Here is a 24,322-nt window from a genome sequence, read left to right as displayed (position 1 = left end):
ATGCGGGAAGATCTGTTCGTCCACGTCCAGAAGCAGAGCTTCGCCTTCCATGACAGCGCCAGCACCGGCCAGCTGATGTCGCGCATGACGAACGACCTGTTCGACATTTCGGAGCTGGCCCATCACGGGCCCGAGGATGTCGTCGTCTCGCTGGTGCGGATCGCAGGCTCTTTCGTCATTCTGAGCCGGATCAACGGCCCGCTCACTGGGCTGATCTTCTTGATTCTTCCGGTGCTTTTCCTGCTTGTCTATTTGTACAGCGGAAAGCTGAAGAGGGCGCTGAAAACGAGCAAGGAGCGCATCGGCGACATCAATGCCCAAATCGAAGACACGCTTGCCGGCATCCGGGCCGTGCAGGCCTTCAGTGGCGAGGAGGCCGAGACGGAAAAGTTCAGGCGCCGAAACCGCCGTTTTTTCGACAGCCGCAAAAGAGGCTACTGGGCCGAGGCGGTCATGTTCAACGGCCTGAACAGCTTCGTGTCGCTGCTTACGATTCTGGTCGTTGTCGTTGGCGCCTATCTTATCGGCCGCCGCGAAATGCAGCTGCCCGACCTGATCAGCTTCCTGCTCTATATCGGCACCTTGATCGCACCGGTCCGGATGCTGGTGAATTTCACGCAGAACCTGCAGAACGGCATCGCGGGATTCGAGCGCTTCCGGGAGCTCATGGAGCTCCAGCCCGATATCGCGGATGCGGATCACGCCGCCGATCTCGATCATGTCCGCGGAGAAGTTGAATTCGACCGGGTCAGCCTCCGCTACTCGCGGGAGGAGGGGGATGTGCTGGCCGGCATCGGCTTCAAGGCCCGCCCCGGCGAGTTCATCGCTCTCGTCGGCTCCTCGGGGGTCGGCAAAACGACATTCTGCAGCCTCATTCCCCGATTCTATGGATGCACCGAGGGAACGGTGAGGATCGACGGCAAGGATGTCCGGGACATCCGGCTGAAGTCGCTGCGCAGGCATATCGGCATCGTGCAGCAGGAGTCGTATCTGTTCGCGGGAACGATCGCAGACAATATCCGCTACGGCCGGCCGGACGCGACCGATGACGAGGTCAGGGAAGCGGCGGCGAAAGCGAACGCCGATGCATTCATCCTGGAGCTGCCGCAAGGCTACGGCTCCATGGTCGGGCAGCGGGGCGTGAAGCTGTCCGGCGGACAGCGCCAGCGCATCAGCATCGCCAGGGTGTTCCTCAAGAATCCGTCCATTCTCATCCTGGACGAAGCGACCTCCGCTCTCGACTACCGGAGCGAAAGGGCGGTCCAGGAAAGCCTGGAGCGGCTGGCGAGGGGCCGTACGACGTTCGTCATCGCCCACCGGCTGTCGACGATCCGGAGCGCGGGCCGGATTCTCGTGCTCTCGGAGCGGGGCATCGCGGAGGAAGGCACGCATGATGAGCTCATAGCCCGGGGAGGCTTGTACGCCCGTCTGACCGGAGTGCAGGCTTGACCGGGCTGAAGAGCCGAGCGGCCGATCCGTTCGGGGGCTTCGGAGCTTGGCTCTGGTTCCGCGAGGCGGCATGCGGGTAAGGATAAGTACCTTAATCCTACCGAAACGGAGGCGTTCATCATGGGCATACGAACGGGATTGATCGGATACGGCCTGTCAGGCTCGGTATTCCACGCCCCCCTCATCGCAGCCGAGGAAGGCTTGCAGCTGACCGGAGTCGTCACCTCCCAGACGGATAAAGTCCGGGAGGATTATGAAAACGTCGACGTGTACGAAGACGTGGAAGCGCTGCTGGGCAGCGGAGTGGAGCTGGTCGTCGTGGCAAGCCCGAATACGCTGCACTACGAGCATGCCAAGAGCGCCATTCTCGCGGGCAAGCATGTCGTGGTGGAGAAGCCGTTCACCAATACGGTGCGCGAGGCGGAAGAGCTGATCGAGCTGGCGCGGACCAAGGGCGTCATGCTCAGCGTTTTCCACAACCGCCGCTGGGACAACGACTTCCTTACCGTGCGCCAGGTGCTGGATTCCGGCACGATCGGACGGGTTTCCGTCTACGAGGCGCATTACGACCGGTATTCGCCGGAGGTGGAGGTCGAGGCGAGGTGGCGGGATCAGCCGCTGCCGGGCTCCGGCATTCTGTACGACCTCGGAGCGCATCTCATCGACCAGGCTGTGCAGGTTCTAGGCCGTCCGGATTCCATTTGGGCCGATCTGCGGCTCGATCGGGATGAAGCGGAGACGGTGGACTACTTCCACCTGGTGCTCGCCTATCCCCAGTCGCGGGCGATTCTGCGGGCCGGCACGCTGGTCCGGCAGGCGGGGCCGCGCTTCATGGTCCATGGCGATCTGGGGAGCTATATCAAATACGGGCTGGATCCGCAGGAGGATCAGCTGAAGGCCGGCCTGAGGCCGGGCGACGCCGACTGGGGCGCGGACAAGGAGGAATGCTACGGCGAGCTGACGACAGCCGTCGGCGACCTCACCATGCGCACCAAGATCGACACGCTGCCCGGCAGCTATCAGGACTATTACCGCGGCATCGCGGAGGCGATATCCGGCGGCGGCAACCCCCCGGTCGGCGCGGAGGAAGCGATGGAGGTCATCAGGCTGATCGAGGCGGCGCATCGCAGCGCCCGGGAGCGGAGGGTCATCGATCTGGCGCCGGCACTCGACGAGACCGCCAAGAAAGAATAGCTTTTTCTTGAAAAAAGGAGGCCGGCTGTTGGGATCCTGGTCGTCGGAACGGCTTGTACAAAACCGAATGCATCCCGGCGCGAGACCGTTCCCCCGTTATCAGGGGAGAACGGTCTTTTTGCTGTTCGCAAGCTTCGTCCTGCAAGACAGAGCAGGCTTGCCTGGAAGGATCTTCGCGCCAAGATTTTTTCTTGAAAAAATGGAACCGATCGTCCGCCAAAGCGGTCCTATATGCATGAGGGGGGCGGCCATGTCGGAAAAACTGGACTATATCAAGCATCTGGCTCCGGGATTCGACCGCGGCAGGGTGCTGCAGGATCTGATGGATCATTTCGGGGACGACGTATGGAGGTTCGCCTACTTCCTGACGCGCCGGGCCGATGCGGCGGACGATCTGTCCCAGGAGGTATTCCTGTCGGCGTACAGCTCGCTGCACGCCTATCGCGGGGACGGCTCCGTCAAAGGCTGGCTGCTCAAAATCACGCGCAATAAAGCCCTGCATTATTTGCAGAGCGCTTTCGTCCGCAAGGTGACGCTGACCGATCTGTTCACGGCATCCGGAAGCTCTCCCGGCGCCGACGTCGTCTTTTTCGACCGGATGGAGAGCCGCTCGTTGTGGGAGGCGGTGATGAGCCTGCCGCGAAAATACAGGGAGCTGCTCATTCTGGACTATCATTATGGCTTTGCCGTGAAGGAGATCGCGGCCATGACGGGGCTTCCGGCAGGAACGGTGAAATCCCGGACGCACCGGGCCAGGAAGAAGCTTGGCCAACTGCTGATTGAGGATGGAAAGGAGGCCGAAGGCATTGAACGCCAACGATCGGAATGAGAGGCTGAGAAGCCGGATGCAGCCGTCGCCATTCGTCTCCGGCCGGTTCACGGAGGAAATGGCGCAGGCGGTGAGCCGCAGGATCCATTCGCAGTCCGCAGGGCGGGGGGGAGAGGCCTGGAGGAGGCCGCGTCGGGCTATTCTGGCTGCGGTGCTGACGGCTGTCTGTCTGGCCGCGGTTTGGGGACTGCCGTCTCCGTTGCCGGGCCATCGGGGACAGGGAGGTCTGACGGAGAGCCATGCCTATTTCGAGCAGGGCAAGCAGCTGTTCGCCATCTATCCGGAGCCGGATGCGCGGGCAGGCATCATGCAGGGTTATGTATTCTCGTTCACCGCTCCCTTCCGCGTCTTTGAGGGCAAAAACCTCCGAGTGGAAGCCGTGCATGCCGAATCGGGCTGGAGAGAGACCGCATACTCCGGCCTGATCCGGAGTCCGGACAGCGGTTATGAAGGATTGGAGAGGCATGGGATGCAGTTCGTCCTCCCCCTCGGCGGACTGTGGAGGCTCGACGTGCTTCTCGACGGGGTTTCCTACGGACATGTGACGATAGCCTTGCATGAGCCGGACTGGCAGGCCAGTCCCGAGTTCCGCTCCGGAGCCTATCTCATGCGCGGCGTGGAAGGAAAGGTGGCCTTCATAGACGCCGGTTTCTCGGCAGGCATGCACCAGAAGTACATGTGGCATTTCTGGGGGGACAAGGAGAAGTTCGACGGAGGCTTCCAGGTGAAGGCGATCAAAGAAGGAGAGGAACGGCCTGTCGACGTCTTCTCGACGGATTCGTTCTTTTCCGGCTCCTTGAACGGCGCCGACCTGAGCGCCGTCTCCATGATGTCGCTGCCCGAGCCGGGACGCTGGCGCCTGCTTCCCTACGCGGACGGCAGGCTTTTGGATACGATCGTGGTGGATGTGAAGCAGGCGGGCAAGGAATGAACGCACGGGCAGGGATAGAAGCATGGCGGAAAAAGCAGGCAAGGGGTGAAAGCAAGAAGAGCAAGAAGCGCATGGAGCATGGAGAATAAGGCAAGCCATGGAGAGCCGGAAGAGCAAGAAGAGCAAGAAGAGCAAGAAGAGCAAGAAGAGCAAGAAGAGCAAGAAGAGCAAGAAGAGCAAGAAGAGCAAGAAGCAGGAACCAAGGAAACCAAGGAAACCAAACGGACCAAGAAGCAAGGAAATCAAAAAAGTGCCCTATATCATGATTGGAACCGCCTAGGGCGGTTCTTTTTTTGGCTGGCGATGGCGGAACACAGGGCGGTCATCGCACCCTCAGGCAATGGGAAACCTCGAGCATGGAAGAACCGTCTTACTCGAGCTTTTGCGGCAGAAACGGCCAAATAAGCGGGGAAACCCGTCTCGCTCGGAGCATTTCCGGCAGAAACGGCAGAATAAGCCGAAACCCCCGTCTAACTACTCGGAGGCTTGTCATTCGTTTGATGCTGTCATCGGCTAGTCCGATGATTGAAGATCCGTGAAAGGAGGGCCTTTCATGAGGATGATGGGGAGCTGGATGGGCGGGTTCGTCATTTGAAAGCCACAAACATGGGGATTAGTCTTGAAAAACAAGCGAAAACAACATAAATTAAAAGTGAAAACAACAAAACACACAATCTTAACTTGGTTTTGACATTCTATTTACACTTCACTCCTATCATGAAAGCAAGAACGAGCAGGATGGAGGGTGCCCATGGCAAAGGAAGGATTGACGGCACGCGGAGTAGGCAAATCATTCGGCGCTTTCGAGGCGCTCGGCGGAGTCGATGTGCATGCTCCCGAGGGGAAGCTGACCTGCCTGCTGGGACCGAGCGGCTGCGGCAAAACGACGCTGCTGCGCATCATGGCGGGGCTGGAGCAGCCCGACCGGGGCGAGGTGGCGCTGGGCGGACGCAGCCTGACGAGCGTGCCCGCCTCCAAGAGGCGCTTCGGCTTCGTGTTCCAGTCTTACGCGCTGTTCCCGCATATGACGGCGGCGGGGAATATCGCTTACGGCCTCAAGGGGAATATGCCGAGACGGGAAATAGGAGCCAGAGTGGACGAGCTGCTGAAGCTCGTCCGTCTGGAAAGCGTAAAGGACCGCTATCCGGCCCAGCTGTCCGGCGGCCAGCAGCAGCGGGTCGCGCTGGCCCGTGCGCTGGCGCTGCAGCCGGAGGTGCTGCTGCTCGACGAGCCGCTGTCAGCCCTGGACGCCAACGTGCGCGCCACTCTGCGCGAGGAGCTGTGCCTGCTGCAGGAGAAGCTCGGCATTACCACCGTCATGGTCACCCATGACCAAGAGGAAGCGCTCACGATGGCGGACGAGATCGTCGTCATGAACGGCGGCAAGGTGATGCAGGCCGGCACGCCGACGGACATCTACGATCATCCGGGAAATCCCTTTGTCGCCTCCTTCATCGGCGCGGTCAACTTCCTTCCCGAATGGGTGGGCGCATCCAGTCCGGACAGGCGGCTGGCCATCCGCCCGGAGCATGTCCGCATCGCCCGGGCGGACGACATTTTCGACGCCGCCAGGCGCGAGCTGGCGGCGGGGGCGGCGGAGCGCCAGCCGGGCGGGCGCCGGTCAGCCGGCTGCCTGCTGCTCGCAGGCCGGGTCGAGCAGGCTCAATTCCGCGGCTCCAGCTGGCGGATCAGCGTGCTGCTGCCGCATCCGTCCGGAGCGGAGCCGACGCTGATCCACGCCGATCTGCCCGCCCATGAGGCGGCGGGACTGCGTCTGGAGCGCGGTTCCCTGCTGGATTTGGCGCTGCCGGAGAACCGGCTGCTGAGCTACCCGGCGGAGGCGTGCCGATGAACGCCCGGCCGCCCGGCTCCTCGCCGCTTCAACCGGCGGCATCGGCGAAGCCGCGGCTCGGCGGCGGCGCCCTGGCGCAGGGAGGATCGCTTCTCCTGCTGCTCGCGCTGCTCGCCGCCGCTCTCGTGCTGCCGCTGCTGTTCATGTTCCGGCAGGCGGTGCTGAATCCGGACGGAAGCTACGCCGGGCTGCGGTATTTCCGGGCTTACCTGGAATCGCCGGCGCTGCTGGATTCGCTCCGTCACACCGTCTACATCTCGGTCATGACGACCGTAATCGCAGTGCCGCTGGCGTTCCTGCTGGCCTATGCGCTGGCCCGCTCCGCGATCCGCGGCAAGGCGCTGTTCAAGGCCATCGCGCTGCTGCCGCTGTTCGCTCCGACGATGATGCACGGCATCGGACTGACCTATCTGTTCGGCAACCAGGGCTTCGTGACGACCGGCCTGTTCGGCCTGCTGCCCTTCGAGCTGCGCATTCCGCTGTACGGCCCTGTCGGCATCATCCTCTCCGAGGTCGTCTATACGTTCCCGCAAGCATTCCTGATCCTGTCCGCGGCGCTCTCGGTGAGCGATTACCGCCTGTACGAGGCGGCCGAGACGATGGGAGCCGGACGGGCGCGCCAGCTGCTGACCGTCACGCTGCCTTCCGTAAAGTATGCGCTCGCGGGAGCGGTCACGGTCTGCTTCTCCCTCAGCTTCACCGATTTCGGCGCGCCGAAGGTCGTCGGCGGTTCCTACAACGTGCTGGCGACCGACATTTTCAAGCAAGTGGTCGGCCAGCAGAACATGGCTCTCGGAGCCGTCGTGAGCCTCGTGCTCTGCATCCCGGCGGTACTGGCTTTCATCGTCGACCGCGCCGTCTCGCGCAAGCAGCAGGCCTATGTCACGTCGCGATCGACGGCTTACCGGCATCGTCCCGGCAGGCTGCGCGATGCGGCCGCCTACGCTTGCGCATCCCTTGCCTCGCTGGCGATCGGAGCGCTGCTCGCGGCTGTCGTGCTGGCTTCTCTCATCAAGGTATGGCCGTACAACCTGTCTCTGACGCTGAGCCACTTCAACTTCGCCGACGCGGCCGCCGGCGGCATGGCGCCCTTCTGGAACAGCGTGCGGATGAGCCTGCTGACCGCTGCCATCGGCACGGCCGGAGCCTTCATGGCCGCGTATCTCATTGAACGGATCTCCCTGTGGAGAGGCCTCAGGCAGGCCGCATACTTCCTGTCCGTGCTGCCGCTCGCCTTGCCGGGCATGGTCATCGGCCTGGCGTACATTTTCTTCTTCAACCATCCCGGCAATCCGCTGCATGTGCTGTACGGGACGATGGGAATTCTGGTGCTCTCGGGAGTCATGCATTTCTTCTCCGTTCCGTTCATGACGGCCTCGGCTTCCCTGAAAATGACGGACAAGGAATTCGAGACGGTATCCTTGTCCATGAATGCCGGCTGGCTCCGGACGTTTTTCCGAATTACGGTGCCGCTCTCGCTGCCGGCCATCCTGGAGATGGCGGTGTACTTCTTCGTCCAGGCGATGGTCACCGTGTCGGCCGTCATCTTCCTGTACGGCCCGCAGCTCAAGCTTGCCTCCGTCGCTGTCGTCAGCATGGATGACGCCGGCGACACCGACATGGCCGCGGCGATGTCGGTGCTGATCCTCGGCGTGAACGTGGCCGTGAGGCTGGGGTACGAGGCTGTCAGCCATTGGCTGCGCCGCCGCACGGCGGCTTGGCGCGGATATTGAACGGAGGCGCAAGCGGCCGTCTTGGCCGCTTGCGCCGCTGATGCCGCTTCCGATGCGCTTCTGATGAAAATCGAAGCCGATCGAGCTTTGCCTTGCAAGGAAACAAGAGAAACGAGAATATCATTCGACCACACGGGAGGAAATGAAAATGACAACGGAACAGCAGCGCGTGCAAGCCGTCATTCTGGATTGGGCGGGGACGATGGTGGACTACGGAAGCCGGGCTCCGGTGGAGGCGTTCATCCGCCTGTTCGCAGAGCGGGGGGTGGAAGTATCCGACGAGGCGGTGCGCAAGCCGATGGGCCGCATGAAGCTCGATCATCTCCGCGACATCTGCGCGGACGGCGAGGTGAAGCAGGCGTGGAAGGCGCGCTACGGCAGCGAGCCCGGAGAGCAGGACGTGCAGGAGATGTACCGGGAGTTCGAGCCGATGCTGATGAGCACGCTGGACCGGTTCGCCGATCCGGTGCCGGGGGCTCTCGCCCTGCAGGACCGGCTGCGCGCCGCGGGCATCCGGATCGGAACGACGACCGGATATACCCGCGAGATGATGGCGGTCATCGAGCCTGCGGCGGCGGAGAAGGGCTACGCGCCCGATGCCGTCGTGACGCCGGACGAGATGCCGCGCGGGGGACGGCCGCATCCGTGGATGATTTTCCGCAACGCGGAGGTGCTTGGCATCTATCCGCTGTCCGCTTACGTCAAATGCGGCGATACGCCTGCGGATATGAGGGAAGGCCGCAACGCCGGCGTCTGGACGGTCGGCGTCGTTTTCGGCGGCAACGAGCTCGGCCTGTCGCAGGATGAGGTCGCCGCCCTGTCCGAGGACGAGCGCGAGCGCCGCTTCCGCGAGATCGCGGCGGGCCTGGAGGCTGCGGGGGCGCATGCGGTCATCCGCGAGATCGGCGATCTCGACCGCTTCATCGAGACGGTCAACGAGCGGCTGGCGAAGGGGGAGCGGCCATGAGGGCGGAGAGGCCGTATCTGCTGCTGACGCCGGGACCGCTCTCCACGACAGCCACCGTCAAGGAAGCGATGCTGCGCGACTGGTGCACCTGGGACGACGAGTACAACGGCCTCGTCCAGTCCATCCGCGAGCGGCTGACGCTGCTGGCGGCTCCGTCGGCGCCGGAGGCGTATACCGCCGTCCTGATGCAGGGCAGCGGCACGTTCAGCGTGGAGGCCGCCGTCGGCACGGCGCTGCCGCGCGATGGCGGCCGCCTGCTCGTGGCGGCCAACGGCGCTTATGGCGAGCGGCTTGCGCAAATCGCGGAGCTGCTCGGCATCGGCACGACGCGCCTCGGCTTCGGAGAGGTCAGCCCGGTCTCGCCGGAGCGGCTGGACGAGGCGCTGGCTGCGGATTCCGGCCTGACGCATGTCGCCATCGTCCACTGCGAGACGACGACCGGCATCCTCAATCCGCTGAGCGAGCTGGCCGCCGTTGTCCGCCGGCACGGACGGGAATTCATCGTCGACGCCATGAGCAGCTTCGGCGGCATTCCTCTGGACGCCGCCGAGCTCGGCATCGACTGGCTGATCAGCAGCAGCAACAAATGCATCCAGGGCGTGCCGGGCTTCGGCTTCGTCATCGCCCGCCGGGCCGTGCTTGAGCGCTGCGGCGGCCATGCCCGCTCGCTGTCGCTCGACCTGCACGGCCAGTGGGAGACGATGGAGAAAGGCGGCGGCAAATGGCGGTTCACCTCTCCGACCCACGTCGTGCGCGCCTTTGATCAGGCGCTGCGGGAATTGGACGAGGAGGGCGGCATCGCGGCGCGCCATCGGCGGTATGTCCGCACGCAGCGGACGCTGACCGCAGGCATGGAGGCCGCCGGCTTCGCGGCACTGCTGCCGCAGGAGCTGCAGTCCCCGATCATTACCGCTTTTCTATGCCCGGACGGCTTTGAATTCCGGGATTTCTACGGCTACCTCAAGCAGAGGGGATACGTCATCTACCCCGGCAAGATTTCCGCCGCCGACACGTTCCGGATCGGCAGCATCGGAGATGTGCAGGCGGAGGATCTGGAGGAGCTGGCCGAAGCCGCCGCGGCCTATATGGCGGCCAGGCGGACGGAGCCCGCTGCCGGAGTCTAGAGGAGCGGCGGCCCCGAGCCGGGAATTCTTGTCCCGCCTTCAGGCTTCACAAATCCGGCTCGCCGAGGTACGGTAAGAGAAACAAGCCTGCGCAGGGAGGATTTCCGCCCGCAGGCAGGATATAGAGGGGGGAGCAGCCATTTCGCTGGCGGGTGAGGAACGGAAGCAGATGATCGTGAATCTGCTGCAGCTGCAGGGCAAGGTGCGCACTCCGGAGCTGGTGAGCAAGCTGGAGGTGTCGAGCGAGACGGTCCGCCGCTATCTGGAGGAGCTGGAGCAGGAGAACCGGCTCAAGCGGGTGTACGGCGGCGCCGTGAAGGTGAATGTCGAGCGGGAGGAGCCGGCGTACGTCAAGCGCGAGGTGCTGCAGGCGGAGGAGAAGCGGCGGATCGGCCATGCTGCGGCGGCGCTAATCCAGGACAAGGACGTCATCATCCTCGATGACGGCACGACGACGGTGCAGATGATCGACATGCTGGTGCTGAAAAAACAGCTGACGGTGCTGGTGACGTCCATCCATGCGCTGAACCTGCTGCTGAGCTACAAGAACCGCGGCGTCTTCGACGGGGAGATCGTCTTTGTCGGCGGGCGCGTCAACAGCCGGCATTACCGCACGAGCGGAACGCTGGCGATGCATTTCATGTCCAACTTCCATGTGGACAAAGCCTTCATCGTAGCCGACGGCCTGCAGCTGGACGGCGGCGTCACCTGCTTCGAGGACGACCGCGCGATGCTGGGACGAGTCTTTCTCAAGCAGGCGAAGCAGAGCATCGTGCTGGCGGACCATGCCAAGGTCGGCAGCATCTATTACTGCCGCACCTGCGGGCTGGAGGAGATCGACATCGTCGTCAGCGACATCGCGCCTCCTCCTGAATGGGCGCCTTCCCTGGAGGAGAAGGATGTCCACTGGATCGTGGCCGACTAAGAGCGGAGCCTGGCTGGGAACAGCCGGGTTTTTCGCTTTTTCGGCGCCTGTCCGGACAAGGGACGGACCAGCTGGTAAGATAGGGGGAAAAACGGCGGTGGATTGCAATGGCTCGAAAACTGGCTTGCCTGCACGCGCATGAGTCCAATATCGGAATCATCCAGGAGATTGCGCCCGGGGGATTCGTCTTGGAGCATTACGTCGATCCCGGCTTGATCGCCATGATCGGCAACGATCCCGGCTTCGCAAGCGCGGGAGGCGGAGACAGGGTGCTGAAACAGCTGGAATGGATGGCTGCGGCGGGAGCGGACGCCATCCTGATCACCTGCACCCACTATATCGCGCTGCTTGACGAGTCGCGTCTGGCAGCCGGAATGCCGGCGATCGTCAAGATCGACGAGCCTTTCATCCAGGAGCTGTGCCGCAGCGGGCAGCCGCAGCTGCTGCTGTTCAGCAATCCGGCCACGGTAGAAGGAACGATGGCCAGGCTGCATGCTTATGCGGGCGCATCGCGCGGCGAGACGCCGGCAGTCCGCGCCGAAGTCATCCCGGATCTGTTCCCCCTGATCATGGCGGGCAGGAAAGAGGAATATGAGGACGCGGTAACCGCCCATCTGCTCCGGACGGCTGCGTCGGAACCGGGGCTCGTCCTATCCGTCGCCCAGCTGTCGATGGCAGGAGCCGCCGAACGGGCCGGGAGGGAGACGGGCAGGCGGATCGGCCATCCTCTCCGTCCGCTGGCAAGAGCGCTGGAGCTTTTGGCCTCGACCTGAACAAAAGAGAAAGCCCCTGCCGGGACAAGCGGCGTTCCGATCCTCGACGGGTCGAGCGGAGCGGCTTGGCCCAAAGGGGCTTTTTTCATTCCGGCGACGCTACATTCCCTCCGCCATCTTGCGCTCCATTCCGTCCAGGAGGAGCAGCAGGCCCGACTCGAACATCTCCTCCGACCCGACCAGCCGGAACAGCCCGTTCTCGTAGATCCTCCGGACGAGAGGGAACTCCGCCAGGTCGGACATCCGGTACCTCTCCTCCTCCGGATAAGCGGCCTGGACCCGCTTCTGCTCGTACTCGTCGACGGAATAGTTCAGGACATAGTTGAGGAGATGCAGCATGAAGGAGAACCGGTCCTCATCGCTTATCGGGGCGGACTCCACCATGCCGAGCAGCTGGTCCATGACGCGAAGGTAGTCCGGTTCGGGCCTTGTCTGCATGAAAATCTGCGCGGAGCAGGGGAATTCCCTCAGCTTGAGTCGGATGGTCCGTCCGCTCTCCAGCAGCCGTTCCTTCCAGCCGCCCTCCCGTGGCAGCCCAAGGGAGATTTCCTTCGCGACCTCGTTGGCAAGCGCCTGGAACAGCAGCTGCTTGCTCTTGAAATACCAGTAGATCGACGGAGCCTGGATGCCCAGCTCGGCCGCCAGGCTTCTCATCGTGAACTGCTCGATGCCCTGGACGGCGAGCAGCTTCCAGGACGCCTCCATAATCTTTTCCTCGGTGATATGTGGCCTTCGCTGAGGTTTCAATCCGCCATCTCCAATCGGGGCATGCTTGCCCTTATTATATCAATTGGACTTCGGATTGCGAAGGAAGAAGCTCAGGGCGAGAGCGGCCAGAGACAGTCCGAACGGAATCCGGAACGTGACGGCGAACGCGTGGCTGAGCGCGGCGATGTCGCTCGGAGACGCGGCCTTCTGGAGCTGACGGGTCAAGGATGACGTCAGGATCGTGACGGAAAAGGAGGTGAACAGCTGCTGGGCCGACGCCGTGATCGGCGTGATCCGGGCGAGCAGCCCCTTGGGAGCGGACTTCAGCACATACGTGTTGATCTGCATCATGCTCAGGCCTTGGCCCAGGCCGAAGAAGCAGACCGCCGCAATCAGGTAGGCGGAGGAAGAGTCCGGTGTGAGCCGGGTGAAGGCGGACAAGCTTCCAGCCAGCGACAGGATGCCCGCGACGACGACCGGCCGCGAGCCGTATTTGTCCGCGAGCCTGCCGCCTGCATTGAGGCCGATAGAGGACAGGATCGCTTGCGGGATGACATAGAGGCCCGATGTCAGCGGGGACAGCCCCTTGACCTGCTGGAGATAGAGCGTGATGAGCAGCAGGCTTCCGAACAAGGCCATCATATTGAACCAGGACAGGACGGCGCCGCGCGTAAAATAGCCGGACCGGAACGCGCGCAGCTCCAGCAAGGGCTGCTCCAGCCTCAGCTCAAGGACGATGAAGGCCAGCAATGCGGCTGCGCCGGCAATAAGCGGCGCGACGGCAGGCATGCCCGCCCAGCCGTTCGATCCGCCTTCGTGAACGCCGTACACGAGAGAAACGAAAGCGAGCGGGGCGAGAATCATGCCCGCCTTGTCCAGCTTGACGGCCCGGCCGGCAGGGCGCGGCTTGTTCGGGACGAAGCGGTAAACCATATAGAGCGCGACGGCTCCGACCGGCAGGTTGACGAGGAAGATCCAGCGCCAGGTTACGTATTCGATGAAATAGCCGGACAGGAGAGGGCCGAGAATGGGGGCGACGAGCATCGGCAGGCCGAGAATGCCCATGATGGAGCCGCGTTTCTCCGGGGGCGCCGCCTGGAAGCTGAGCGCCATGCCGATCGGCGCGACCATGCCGCCGCCGAGTCCTTGAATGACGCGGAAGAGAACGAGCTGGCCGGGCGTTCCGGCGAAGGAGCATAGAAGGGATCCGAGCAAAAAAAAGACGATGGAGAACAGGAAGGTCCGCTTGGCGGTGAAGCGGTCGGAAAACCAGCCCGCCAGCGGAATGACGGCGGACAGCGCGAGCGTATACGCTGTGATGGCCCACTGGATCGTTTTCAGATCGCTGCGGAAATGCTCCACGAGGCGGGGGACGGCGACGTTCATGATCGTTCCGTCGAGCATGACGAGGAACATTCCCAGGGCAACGGCCAGAATGAAGGGCAGGACGGCGCGCAGGGAGAAGGTCTCCGCTGCATCGGATTTCAATGGTACGGACATGGTTGAATCGGCTCCTTTTCAATTTCGGGGATGGAATCAAGGCGGCTGTCCGGGTAGGGAGAAGGCAAGGCCGCCATTACAATCTAACAACGTTATATTAAGCTTACTAAGTTAGACAATAACATCGGGCAGCGGCTTCGTCAACTGGGGATTGCATGCGAAATGCCTGCTGGCTCCCAAGAGGGCGCGGGCCGTCAGGGCGGCCGGAAGGAAGCGCAGGATGGTCCGCGGATGCAGAAAAAAGACCGTCCAGCCGCATGCAGGCGGGAACGGTCTTGGTAGCAAGTCAAGGGGCTCCTGCAGGGCGTTCTTGCGAGGAGCCGATGAGCGGGAATGAGCGGGCTTTCAAGTGGGAAATGTCCCTGGGAAGAAATGCTCGACGCTCCCTTGGGGAAAGTTACTTGCCGCCTTCGATGCGCTCCAGCTCCTTATGGACGATCGGGGCGACCTTCGTGCCGAGCAGCTCGATGGCCTTCAGCACCTCGCGATGGGGCATCGTGCTGACGTCCACATGCAGGAAGAAGCGGTCGAGGCCGAGGTTCTGGCGCAGCAGCACGATTTTCTCCGCGACGAATTCGGGATCGCCGACATAGAGAGCGCCCCGCAGAGTACGGGACTGGTCGTAGGCGGCGCGGTCGTATCCGGCCCAGCCGCGTTCTTTGCCGATGGCGCTCATCTGCGCCTGGTTATGGGGGAAGAAGGCATCGGCGGCTCCTTGAGTCGTATCGCCGACAAAGCCATGCGAGTGCGTGGCGACCCGCAGCTTCGAGACATCGTGGCCGGCCTGTGCGGCGGCGCGGCGATAGAGGTCCACCAGCGGGGCGAACCGCTCCGGCATGCCCCCGATAATCGCGAACACGACGGGAAGGCCGAGCACGCCGGCGCGAATGGCGGACTCCGGATTGCCTCCCGTAGCGATCCAGACCGGCAGCGGCTCCTGCACCGCGCGCGGGTACACGCCTTGGTTGTCGATGGCCGGCCGATGGCCGCCGGGCCAGCTTACTTTTTCCGATTGCCGGATGTGGAGCAGCAGCTCCAGCTTCTCGTCGAACAGCTCGTTGTAATCGTCCAGGCTGTAGCCGAACAGGGGGAAAGACTCGATGAACGAGCCTCGTCCCGCCATGATCTCGGCACGTCCGTCCGAGAGGCCGTCGAGGGTGGAGAACTGCTGGTAGACGCGGACGGGATCGTCCGAGGACAGCACCGTGACGGCGCTTGTCAGGCGGATCGTCTTGGTCAGGGGCGCTGCGGCGGCAAGCACGACGGCTGGAGCGCTTCCCGCATAATCAGGCCGATGATGCTCTCCGATGCCGTAGACGTCCAGACCGGCCTGCTCGGCGACGACGATCTCCTCGACCGCGTTGCGCAGACGCTGGGCATGGCTGATCGTCGGGCCTGCAGTCGAGGCCGGCATGGCCTCCAAAAACGTGCTGATTCCAAGTTCCATCTTTCTCGGTGAAGCGGACATAAGAATAGGCCTCCTTTAAGTCTATTCATTGTACTATATTATCTATTGCTTCTCAAATTTAGTAAGCAAAATGAAGGAGCTTTGAAGGGGCCTATTCGGCTCTGAAGGCATAGGTACAAGGATGCCCTGTTTCTTTTCTCTTTATTTTGGAAGAGGGGCGAAAATGCCGAGAAGAGCTTGAAACGCAACCGAAACACGTATTTTATGAGTCAAAACTTCTGCTGAATCCACATAAGAGCCAAAACAATACAAATCATTCACATTCGCTTTACGTTCCATTGAACAACCAACGCTAATGTAAGAAGGGAGAGCGAAGCCGAAGCGAAGGGGATAGAAACCATGAAGAAACAATGGCTGTTGACAGCGGCGATGCTCGCCGCATTCACCTGGGTATCGGCATGCGGCAACGGAACCGGCGGCGGAGGAACGGAAGCGGAAGGCTCGTCCAGCGGCACGCAAGCCAAGCAGGGCAAGGCGGGCTCCGAGCTGCTCGTCTACACGGCGCTTGAGGACGATCAGATCAAGGAGTATTTGAAAACATGGGATGAGCAGCATCCCGACATCAAGATCAACATCATCCGGGATTCGACCGGCATCATTACGGCCCGCCTGCTGGCGGAGAAGGACAACCCGCAGGCAGACGTCGTCTGGGGAACGGCGGCGACCAGCCTGCTCGTGCTCGACCAGAACGACATGCTGGAGCCTTATTCGCCGAAGGGCATCGAGCGCATCCAGCCGACCTTCAAGGATGACCGGGAGCCTGCCCATTGGGTCGGCATCGATGCCTGGGAGACGGCCTTCGCCGTCAACAAGACGGAGATGGAGAAGAAGGGGCTGGCGATTCCGAGATCGTACGAGGATCTGCTGAAGCCGGAATACAAGGGTCTGATCACGATGCCGAATCCTGCTTCCTCCGGCACGGGCTTCCTGACCGTCTCCGGCCTTATCCAGCTGATGGGAGCGGAGAAAGCATGGGCGTACATGGACAAGCTCAACGAGAACATCGCCATGTACGTGCACTCCGGCTCCAAGCCGGCCAAGATGGCGGGAACGGGCGAGTACCCGATCGGAATTTCCTTCGGCTACCGGGTCATCTCCGAAAAGGACAAGGGAACGCCGGTTGAAGCCGTCTTTCCTGCGGAGGGCTCCGGCTGGGACGTCGAAGCCAACGCCCTGATCAAGAAGGCGAACATCAACCCGGCCGCCAAGGAGTTCCTGGATTGGGCCATTACGGACGACGCGATGAAGGAGTACAAGAAAAATTATCCGATTACGGCCGTGAAGGACGAATCGGGCGAGCTCCCGGCCGGTTATGCCCAAAATCCCGTCGACCAGCTCATCAAGTACGACCTGCAGGCGGCCGCCAAAGACCGCGATGCGATTTTGAAGGAATGGACCCAGCGCTACGACGGCAAAAGCGAGCCGAAGAGCTGAAGAGCTGGAGAGCTGGAGAGCTGGAGAGCTGGAGAGCTGGAGAGCTGGAGAGCTGGAGAGCTGGAGAGCTGGAGAGCTGGAGAGCTGGGTAGCTGGAGAGCTGAAGAGCTGGAGAGCTGGAGAGCTGGAGAGCTGAAGAGCTGGAGAGCTGGAGAGCTGGGAAGCCAGCCGAAAAGCAGGAAAGAGTGCTGAGAAGCTGGAAAGAGAGCCGAAAAGCAGGAAGCGTGCTTGAAAGTTGGACATTGAAACGGGGGGCCTGCAGGCCATCCCCGTTTATTTGCTTGGAAGCTGCTCAGTCAAGAAGCTCCGGCCGCAGCCTGCCCGCAAGACGGCGAGTGGCTTGGGCAGGGTCGATATCGTAGACGATCAGCTCTTCGACTTCGGGGGAAGCCGTGGCAAGCGTTGCACCGGCAGGGGAAATCAGGCTGGTGACGACCTGCTGACCTTCCAATGCAAAATTGACGCTCGCGAAGTAAATTTGGTTTTCACCGCTGCGGCAAGCCATGGCGCCTTTATAGAATTCAGGGTTGGGCACAGCGGGAGTGAACTGGGGATGAAAGACGATATCCGCCCCTCGGCGCGCGGCCCAGCGGACGGTCTCGGGATATCTCCACCCCTCATGGCAGATGACGATGCCGAATTTCAGCCCCTCAATCTCGAACAGCCTTCTTCCGACGCCGGGGTTATAACCGAATGGCTCTTCGTCCGGATCGAGCTGGTTTTTGGTCTGGCGTCCAAGCAGCTCGCCATCGGCGGAGATGACAAATGCGGCCAGCTCCATGCCTCCCTCGCCTTTCCATTCCGTAGGCAGCACGACCGCGATCCGGCGGCTGGCGGCCAGCTCGCATAAGCGCTTCAGCGCAGCCTGCATGGCCTCATGATCATAGGGCTCAACTTCAAAGCCGACCCCTCTCAGCCCCGGAAGGACAGCCTCCGGAAAACAGACGATGGCGCTTCCCCGCTCCGCAGCCTGGGTTATTCCTCGGGCTATGAGATCCTCTCCATGCGCAAGAGACTTCGGAAAGCACGTTTGGGCGAGTGCGATTCGGACGAAATTCTTTTCCATTCGATATTCATCCCCTTTTTCTTCCATTGTAAGATGTCCCCAAGCAGCCTGCATAGGCTTTTCTGGGATAAGGATGAGGGAAGAAAATTCAACGGGGAGTTGGAGTCCGAAACGAGAGAAGTGGATGGACAACGAGACGAGAAGGGACAGCGGAAAACGGGGCGAGGAAAGGGGGGGGAAAGGGATAACGGGAAAACAAAGGGACGAGAAAAGAGACGGGAAAAGGGACAACAAAAGGATGAGAAAAGGGACGACAAAGGGACGGGAATGGGAAGGGGCTCGAGAACAGAACAGGAAGGAGGGGGGATTAAAAAGAACGGTAGAAATCAAACCTCGTTGAGTAGAAAGCAAGGATACGAACGTGACTGGAGACAAGAAAAACGCCCATGAAATCAAATAGGAGGCATTCTGATGCTGCCTGCGCTTATCGGCAGTACTTAAAATTCAATGCCAATTAACCGTACCGGACATAGGATCCGTTATTTGCTGAGAATGAGCTTTTAGAGGCAATTATCGGACATCAGATCCGTTATTTCTTTGAAGTCTACTTTTATGTTGATAATAAATTGGAAATGGCGGAACGTATGTCCGATAAATCTGAATTAGCCTGCAAATGGGCCGAATAGCGGAACGTATGTCCGATAAATTTCTAGAATAGCCTCTAATGGCGAAACGGGGACGAATTCCAGTTGAGTCGGAATAAGCCAATTGGCGAAAAGCGGGATACAGCGGGTAAAGCGGAGATGGTCTGTATTCGCGAAAAGCGGGATGCAGCGGGTAAAGCGGGGATGGTCTGTATTCGTGAAAAGCGGGATGCAGCGGGTAAAGCGGGGATGGTCTGTATTCGCGAAAAGCGGGATGCAGCGGGTAAAGCGGGGATGGTCTGTATTCGCGAAAAGCGGGATGCAGCCAGTAAAGTCGGGATGGCCTGTACTCGCGAAAAGCGGGGATCGCAAAGCGGCCCGTAATGAACCGGCTGCCGGTTAGGTCAAGTCACCCCGATAAGCGATGAGAACCGTTTCCCTCATGCTTGAGCCGGAAACAAAACGCTGCACGCCATCAAGAGGTGCCGGAACAAGCGGAAAACAAGAGACAAACAAAGGCTGAGCCGCATGAGCGGCTCAGCCTTTGTCATTGCGCGGGCGAATGCCGGCAAGCGCTAGGATGAAGGCGGCGGCAGCCACGGCAGCCATGACTCCAAGCAGCAGAGGCGCGGACTGCTTCATCAGCAGCGAAGCGACGGGCGGGCCTGCGGCCACGCCGATAAATCTCATGCTGCTGTACAGCGAGCTGATCGTTCCGCGCTCCTCCTTGTCGATGCCTTCGGTAATGAAGGCGTCGAGGCAGGGCAAGCCGGCGCCGATGCCTAGGCCTGCGCCCGACAGCAGGGCGATGCGGATGGAGGTGGCCTCCCAGAACAGGCAGGCGGCAATGCTGGCCGCACAGAGGAGGAATCCTCCGGTGACGGTCCATTTCATCACTTTCTTGTGCTCGCCGATCCATTTTCCCGCCGCATAGGAAGCCGCGCAAAGGACAGCCAAAGGAATCGCGAGCACAAGGCCTTTCAGGATGCCCTTCATGTGATGGCTTTTTTCCAGCGTTTCCGACAGGTAGAACAGCAATCCGAATAGGATGAACATCGAAAAGCAGCCTACGACGAACAAAGCCGTCAGCCATCTCGCCTTGCTGCGGTACAGATTCCAAACGCCGCTCAAAAATTTGCCCGGAGGCGGAGGCGCAGCTGCTTCCTTGCCCTGCTTGGGCGGCACCTTGACCAGGAACAGCACGAGGATAATGGAGAGCGCGCAAAGAACAGGCACGGACCAGAACGGCGCCTGCCAGGCAAGAAGGGCGAGAGCCGATCCGAGGATCGGGCTGAGCACCTTGCCGAACGTGTTGGAAGTTTCGATCAGTCCGAGTCCCGCGCTTACCTGCTGCTCGCTCCGGAACATGTCCCCGACCAGAGGGAGGACGATCGGCATGGCCCCTGCGGCGCCGATTCCCTGCAGCACCCTACCCGCCAAAATGATGCCGTAACCCCCCCGGCTGGAGACTGCCGGCCCAGCCGCATACCGCGCCTCCCGCCCCGGCCAGGATCAGCGAAGGGATGATGACCTTCTTGCGGCCGATGCGGTCGGATAGATAACCGGCGATCGGGATCAGAATGATGGCCATGACGGAGTAGACCGTTATGATGAGGCTCGCCTGCAAGGGCGTGATGCCGAGCGCCGTTTCGATGGCGGGCAGCACGGGAATGAGCATGGAATTGCCCAGCGTCATGATCAAGGGAACGGATGACAGGGCGAGAAGGGCGGCTGTGCGGCTGTCGTCGGCTTTCTTGTGGGAGGGCTGAGGCTCCCTGCCGACAAACTTCCCGCGCGGCCATTTCATCCCTCCGCCCGATGCGGCGGCGGAACCGCCGTGTTTATCTGGTTTCACTCCTGCCGTCACCCTTCTCTCGCGTAATGTACTCGAGCGCCGGAAAAGCGTCCTTGGGTAGGATTCGCCCCGGCCGGGAGTTTCATACCCGGCAAAGCCGGAGAAATCAGAGCCGCATCATCCTGCCTGCTGAGGAAACTGAAGCTCGTACAGACGGCGGTACCGCCCTCCTTGCTCCATGAGCTCCTCATGGGTGCCGCTCTGGGCGATGCGGCCCTGCTCCATGACGACGATGAGATCGGCTCTGCGGACGGTGGAGAGACGGTGTGCGATGACGAGGCTTGTCCTTCCGGCCAAGAGGGTTTCCAACGCGGCTTGGATGAGCTGTTCGGATTCCGTGTCCAGAGCAGCCGTCGCTTCGTCGAGAATGATGACTTTGGGGTCGGCAAGCAGTGCTCTGGCGATGGAAAGCCGCTGCTTCTGCCCGCCGGAGAGGCGGACGCCTCTCTCTCCCACTTCCGTATTGTAGCCGTCCGGAAGCTGCTCGATGAACGGATGCGCGTAGGCTGCCTGCGCGGCGCCGACTATTTCCTCCTCGGTGGCCCCCGGCTTGCCGTAAGCCAGATTGGCCCGTACGGTGCCGTTGCGGAGCATGACATCCTGCGAGACGATCGCGATCTGACGGCGCAGGGAAGCCTGGGTCACATCGCGGATGTCGGTCCCGTCGATCGTGATCCTGCCGCGGGTCGCGTCGTAATAACGCATGACGAGATGGGCTGCCGTTGTTTTGCCCGCGCCCGAAGAGCCGACAAGGGCGGTCGTTTTGCCCGCGGCCAAGGTCAGGTTGAATTCATGCAGCACATCAGCCGCGGAGGAGGAGTAGCGGAACGATACCTGCTCGAACGCGATCTTCCCGCCGGCGAGCCTAAGCTCGCCCGCATCGGGCCGGTCCTTGACGTCGGGAACGGCCGACATCGTCTCCATGATGCGGTCATAGGCCGCCGCGGACTGCTGTACGGTGCTCATGAGGCGGCTGAAGCGCCTGACCGGGTTTTGGAGCAGCCGCAAATAGCTGAGGTAGGCGATGACGGAGCCGGCGGTCATATCGCCGCGCATCGCTTGCCAGGAGCCGAAGGCAAGCACGAAAGCCATGCCTGCGTATTGGAGCAGGTCGATCATGGGGCCGAAGATCGCGCTGAAGCGGGTGGAGCGTAGATTGGCGTCCCGGTTGTCGGCGCTCAAGCGGGCGAATACAGCGCTTTCGCGTTCTTCGGCGGAGAACGACTTGACGAGCCGGATGGAAGAGAGCGTGTCCTGCAGATGGCTGCTCATCTCCGCCACGGTTTCCTGGACCCGTCGGAAGGTGCGGCGCATCCGTCCGCCGTAGCGGCGGGCCGTCAGGAACATGACGGGGAACAAGGCCAGGAGCGCAACGGTCATCTGCGCGTTCTCCAGCAGCATGTAACCGGCAATGGCGATGAACGTGACGGCGTCGGTCAGAATGCCCATCGTTCCGGAGCTGACCATTTGCTGGAGCTGGTTGACATCGCTCGTCATGCGGGACATCAGGTCGCCCGTTCGGCGGCGGTCGTAGAAGCCGAGATCGAGGCTCTGCAAATGGCGGTACAGGCGGTTGCGGATCTCGAAGACGGTCTGCTGGCCGGCTTTGCTGAACGTGTAGCTGCTGATATAGCCGAATACGCCGAGCAGAACCGCTGTCCCCAAGACGGCGCCTGCGATCGGCAGCAGCTGGCCGTACAGCTTGCCGGGAATGACATGGTCGACCGCATATTGGGTCAGCTTCGGAATGACGAATTGCAGGGCGGCGACGGCGGCCATGGACAGCCAAGCGGCCAGAAGCAGCGGCCATTGTCCTTTGACATGCAGGAACAGGCGCTTGAACATCGGCCACAGCGGAGCTTTATCGGGCTCGGGGGCGGCATGGGATCTCATTCTCAGTGGATTCCTCCGGGCGACAGAAAAAATTCTGCGTAGTGGTTCGATTTCCATCAACGGTCAATGAATAATTCCGCTTTCGCGGGCTTTTGCCGCAAGGCTCTCGGCGGCTCTTCCGAGCGGCTTCTTCAGCAGCAGGCCGGCGAGCAGCGCGATGACGCCGAAGAGCAGCAGCATCGACAAATCCCTGCGCGCGGCTGCGGGAAGAAGGCCTCCGACCGTTTCGCGGATGTCTCCGAGCGTGACGAGCATCGACTGCAGCAGGCCGATCGCCCAGAAGGTCAGGAAGCGGCCGAGATAGGCATGCGGGACGGCCGCCTCTCGATGGACATCCAGGCTGAGCATGGAGACGAGCAGCAGCGCGCCGACCCACAGCGAGAGCACGGTGAAAAACGGCGTCATCGCCGTTCCGTAATTGGCGATTGGGAACAGGGAATGCTGCTTCAGCTCGATCGGGCGGGCCAGAAATTCGGCCTTTTGGACGTAATTGCTCTTGAGCAGATCGATGGCTTCGCCGATATTGCCTTTCTTGCGCAGCTCCCGCAGCTTGGCCGCGAGGTCCCGAATCCGCTTTTCGGCCTCCGGCAGCTCGCTCTGGAAGGCGTCGAGCTTGCTTTGGCCGAACGCGATGCCTTTGGCGGCATCCCGGAGCAGTCCGGTCACGGCGGGCAGCTGGGCATGCGCCCGCTTCAGGGCGTCGCCGGCTTCTGCGGCGGCCTTTTGCGCCGCCTTCACTCCTGCCGCGACACGCGGCGCGAGCCCGCTGTCGTAGCGGCCGAGGAGGTCGGCGGCGATGCGCCCGGCCTCCTCGGCCCCTTGCCGCAGCTGCTCGGCAAGCCCGGCGGCCGGCTGCCGCCCGCCGCCAGCGCCTCGCCTGCGGCGCGGGCCAGCTCCGCCTGGCGGGCGAGGCTGCGCTCGAGCCCGCCAAGGCGCTTGCCGGCGGCGGCGAGCACGCCGCCGGCATCGCCGTAGGCGCCAAGCCGCGGCAGCAGCGCGGCCAGGGCGCCTGCCGCCGCGCGGCCCGCCTCGATGCGGGCGGCCGCTGCGGCGAGAGCTTCGGCGGCGCGGGCGGAGTTGTCCGCCCCGCCTTCGCCGAGCGCTGCGGCGGCCGCTTCGAGCGCCGCAGCAGCCTGCTGCACGAGCAGCAAATTCTGCTTCACAGCGGGAGATACCGCCTGAAGCGCCTCGCTGCCGTGCTGCAGGAACGTTCCGGCTCCGTCTGCGAAGCGGGAGCCTTCCCGGGTCAGCTTCTCGGCGAACGGGAGCGCTTTCTGCGCCTCCGCCGTGAGCTGGGCGGTCTTGCCCAGATCCTTCCGGGCGACGGCTGCGATCCGGTTCACCTCGGGCAGCTCCTTCTCCAGCCGGTAGACGAGCTGCTCCGCATGCTCGATCGCCGGCCGTTCCCGTTCGAGCTCGGTCCCGAGCTCGTTGAACAGGCGGAAGATCGTGCCGTTCACCGTTTCGGAAAATTGCTCGGTGAAGTTCTTGATGATCGTATTCGTTCCTGAGGAGGTTATCTTTGGCGCGATCGCATTGATCTTCTCATTGACGGTGTACGTAATCTCCGCGCGAAGCGGCTTGGGCGAGAGGATGCTGGCCATCCGCTCGGAGAAGTTCGGCGGAATGAGGATGCTGGCATAATAAGTGCCGTCCCGAACGCCGTCCAGCGCCTCCTTCCCGCCGACAAAATGCCAGCCGATCGACGAATTTTCTCGCAGCGCCCTGACGATTTCGTCTCCGGCCCGGAGCATGCCCCCGGCTTCGCCTCCCGCCGCGGCGCCCAGCGCCGGACTGAGCCGGTAGCCGGCATCCTCGTTGACGACGGCGAACGGGATTTCGGAAGTGCGGCCGTACGGGTCCCACGAGGCGAGAATATTGAACCAGGCGTACAAGGAAGGGAGCAGGGCGAGGCCTCCCAGGATGACGCAGGCGGTCCAGTTCCGTCCGATCCGCCGCCAATCCTCTGCAGCGATGCTGAATATCGTTTTCATGAATTCCGCCCTCCCAGATGCTGCGGCAGCAGCTTGTCTGCCT

General features: G+C 62.1%; 22 protein-coding genes. 13 read left to right on the top strand and 9 right to left on the bottom strand.

Features of this window, described 5'->3' with window-relative positions:
- The 11 genes from CIC07_RS23575 to CIC07_RS23525 all read left to right on the top strand — a co-directional run bounded on the left by CIC07_RS23575 (nucleotide 1) and on the right by CIC07_RS23525 (nucleotide 11,777).
- Entirely contained in the window at nucleotides 1-1,449 is a 1,449-nt protein-coding gene (locus CIC07_RS23575; protein WP_234992962.1) for an ABC transporter ATP-binding protein, read from the top strand.
- A 120-nt stretch (nucleotides 1,450-1,569) separates the two neighbouring features.
- Nucleotides 1,570-2,643: an oxidoreductase gene (locus CIC07_RS23570; protein WP_076357642.1), complete on the top strand. Its 1,074-nt coding sequence runs from the start codon at nucleotides 1,570-1,572 to the stop codon at nucleotides 2,641-2,643.
- A gap of 250 nt (nucleotides 2,644-2,893) precedes the next feature.
- Nucleotides 2,894-3,472, top strand: coding sequence for an RNA polymerase sigma factor (locus CIC07_RS23565; protein WP_157741974.1), 579 nt, complete (start codon nucleotides 2,894-2,896; stop codon nucleotides 3,470-3,472).
- Nucleotides 3,450-4,403 (top strand): DUF4871 domain-containing protein, encoded by a 954-nt coding sequence (locus CIC07_RS23560; protein WP_076357644.1) that lies wholly within the window; start codon nucleotides 3,450-3,452, stop codon nucleotides 4,401-4,403. The genes CIC07_RS23565 and CIC07_RS23560 overlap by 23 nt, the downstream gene beginning before the upstream one ends.
- A 78-nt stretch (nucleotides 4,404-4,481) precedes the next feature.
- Nucleotides 4,482-4,808, top strand: coding sequence for a hypothetical protein (locus tag CIC07_RS23555; RefSeq protein ID WP_165895278.1), 327 nt, complete (start codon nucleotides 4,482-4,484; stop codon nucleotides 4,806-4,808).
- 346 nt (nucleotides 4,809-5,154) lie between these two features.
- Complete coding sequence (locus tag CIC07_RS23550; RefSeq protein WP_076357648.1) at nucleotides 5,155-6,255, top strand: ABC transporter ATP-binding protein; 1,101 nt, start codon at nucleotides 5,155-5,157, stop codon at nucleotides 6,253-6,255.
- A complete protein-coding gene (locus CIC07_RS23545; protein ID WP_083688209.1) occupies nucleotides 6,252-7,988 on the top strand; it encodes a putative 2-aminoethylphosphonate ABC transporter permease subunit in 1,737 nt (578 codons plus the stop codon). The genes CIC07_RS23550 and CIC07_RS23545 overlap by 4 nt, the downstream gene beginning before the upstream one ends.
- A gap of 148 nt (nucleotides 7,989-8,136) precedes the next feature.
- Nucleotides 8,137-8,955 carry a phosphonoacetaldehyde hydrolase gene (gene phnX / locus CIC07_RS23540; protein WP_076357650.1) on the top strand — a complete coding sequence of 273 codons (819 nt, stop codon included), beginning with the start codon at nucleotides 8,137-8,139 and terminating at the stop codon, nucleotides 8,953-8,955.
- The gene (gene phnW, locus CIC07_RS23535) at nucleotides 8,952-10,079 is read left to right on the top strand and encodes a 2-aminoethylphosphonate--pyruvate transaminase (protein WP_076357652.1); all 1,128 of its coding nucleotides are present in this window, start codon (nucleotides 8,952-8,954) and stop codon (nucleotides 10,077-10,079) included. Before phnX ends, phnW begins: the two co-directional genes overlap by 4 nt.
- A 139-nt stretch (nucleotides 10,080-10,218) precedes the next feature.
- Complete coding sequence (locus tag CIC07_RS23530) at nucleotides 10,219-11,004, top strand: DeoR/GlpR family DNA-binding transcription regulator (protein WP_076357654.1); 786 nt, start codon at nucleotides 10,219-10,221, stop codon at nucleotides 11,002-11,004.
- Nucleotides 11,005-11,111: 107 nt separating this feature from the next.
- Entirely contained in the window at nucleotides 11,112-11,777 is a 666-nt protein-coding gene (locus CIC07_RS23525) for a hypothetical protein (RefSeq protein ID WP_076357656.1), read from the top strand.
- A gap of 99 nt (nucleotides 11,778-11,876) precedes the next feature.
- Here the strand turns inward: CIC07_RS23525 and CIC07_RS23520 are convergent, their stop codons facing one another.
- The 3 genes from CIC07_RS23520 to CIC07_RS23510 all read right to left on the bottom strand — a co-directional run bounded on the left by CIC07_RS23520 (nucleotide 11,877) and on the right by CIC07_RS23510 (nucleotide 15,453).
- Nucleotides 11,877-12,482, bottom strand: a complete 606-nt coding sequence (locus CIC07_RS23520) for a TetR/AcrR family transcriptional regulator (RefSeq protein WP_076357658.1) — start codon at nucleotides 12,480-12,482, stop codon at nucleotides 11,877-11,879.
- Nucleotides 12,483-12,563: 81 nt separating this feature from the next.
- A complete protein-coding gene (locus CIC07_RS23515) occupies nucleotides 12,564-13,985 on the bottom strand; it encodes an MDR family MFS transporter (protein ID WP_076357660.1) in 1,422 nt (473 codons plus the stop codon).
- 397 nt (nucleotides 13,986-14,382) lie between these two features.
- Nucleotides 14,383-15,453, bottom strand: a complete 1,071-nt coding sequence (locus CIC07_RS23510) for an LLM class flavin-dependent oxidoreductase (RefSeq protein WP_240923495.1) — start codon at nucleotides 15,451-15,453, stop codon at nucleotides 14,383-14,385.
- A 339-nt stretch (nucleotides 15,454-15,792) separates the two neighbouring features.
- On the opposite strand from CIC07_RS23510, the gene CIC07_RS23505 reads away from it, so the two are divergent.
- Nucleotides 15,793-16,887: a putative 2-aminoethylphosphonate ABC transporter substrate-binding protein gene (locus tag CIC07_RS23505; RefSeq protein ID WP_076357662.1), complete on the top strand. Its 1,095-nt coding sequence runs from the start codon at nucleotides 15,793-15,795 to the stop codon at nucleotides 16,885-16,887.
- A 292-nt stretch (nucleotides 16,888-17,179) separates the two neighbouring features.
- Here the strand turns inward: CIC07_RS23505 and CIC07_RS23500 are convergent, their stop codons facing one another.
- Nucleotides 17,180-17,953 carry a carbon-nitrogen hydrolase family protein gene (locus CIC07_RS23500; RefSeq protein ID WP_076357664.1) on the bottom strand — a complete coding sequence of 258 codons (774 nt, stop codon included), beginning with the start codon at nucleotides 17,951-17,953 and terminating at the stop codon, nucleotides 17,180-17,182.
- 689 nt (nucleotides 17,954-18,642) lie between these two features.
- On the opposite strand from CIC07_RS23500, the gene CIC07_RS23495 reads away from it, so the two are divergent.
- On the top strand, nucleotides 18,643-18,921 hold the full coding sequence (locus CIC07_RS23495) for a hypothetical protein (RefSeq protein ID WP_139334432.1): 279 nt from the start codon (nucleotides 18,643-18,645) through the stop codon (nucleotides 18,919-18,921).
- A gap of 153 nt (nucleotides 18,922-19,074) precedes the next feature.
- Here CIC07_RS23495 and CIC07_RS23490 read toward each other — a convergent pair whose 3' ends face one another.
- The 5 genes from CIC07_RS23490 to CIC07_RS23475 form a co-directional block, all read right to left on the bottom strand.
- Nucleotides 19,075-19,977 carry an MFS transporter gene (locus CIC07_RS23490; RefSeq protein ID WP_346775650.1) on the bottom strand — a complete coding sequence of 301 codons (903 nt, stop codon included), beginning with the start codon at nucleotides 19,975-19,977 and terminating at the stop codon, nucleotides 19,075-19,077.
- The gene (locus CIC07_RS25780; protein WP_346775649.1) at nucleotides 19,967-20,392 is read right to left on the bottom strand and encodes an MFS transporter; all 426 of its coding nucleotides are present in this window, start codon (nucleotides 20,390-20,392) and stop codon (nucleotides 19,967-19,969) included. The genes CIC07_RS23490 and CIC07_RS25780 overlap by 11 nt, the downstream gene beginning before the upstream one ends.
- 117 nt (nucleotides 20,393-20,509) lie before the next feature.
- A complete protein-coding gene (locus tag CIC07_RS23485; protein WP_076357668.1) occupies nucleotides 20,510-22,285 on the bottom strand; it encodes an ABC transporter ATP-binding protein in 1,776 nt (591 codons plus the stop codon).
- Between the two features lie 63 nt (nucleotides 22,286-22,348).
- Nucleotides 22,349-23,023 carry a YhgE/Pip domain-containing protein gene (locus CIC07_RS23480; protein ID WP_165895370.1) on the bottom strand — a complete coding sequence of 225 codons (675 nt, stop codon included), beginning with the start codon at nucleotides 23,021-23,023 and terminating at the stop codon, nucleotides 22,349-22,351.
- Entirely contained in the window at nucleotides 23,020-24,279 is a 1,260-nt protein-coding gene (locus tag CIC07_RS23475) for a YhgE/Pip domain-containing protein (RefSeq protein WP_165895368.1), read from the bottom strand. Before CIC07_RS23475 ends, CIC07_RS23480 begins: the two co-directional genes overlap by 4 nt.
- Nucleotides 24,280-24,322 lie beyond the last annotated feature (43 nt).

It is taken from the genome of Paenibacillus sp. RUD330 (genome assembly GCF_002243345.2).
In the GTDB taxonomy this organism is placed as follows: domain Bacteria; phylum Bacillota; class Bacilli; order Paenibacillales; family Paenibacillaceae; genus Paenibacillus_O.
Note: the sequence above shows the minus strand (reverse complement) of the source record. Positions and strands in the feature narration are given on the sequence as shown.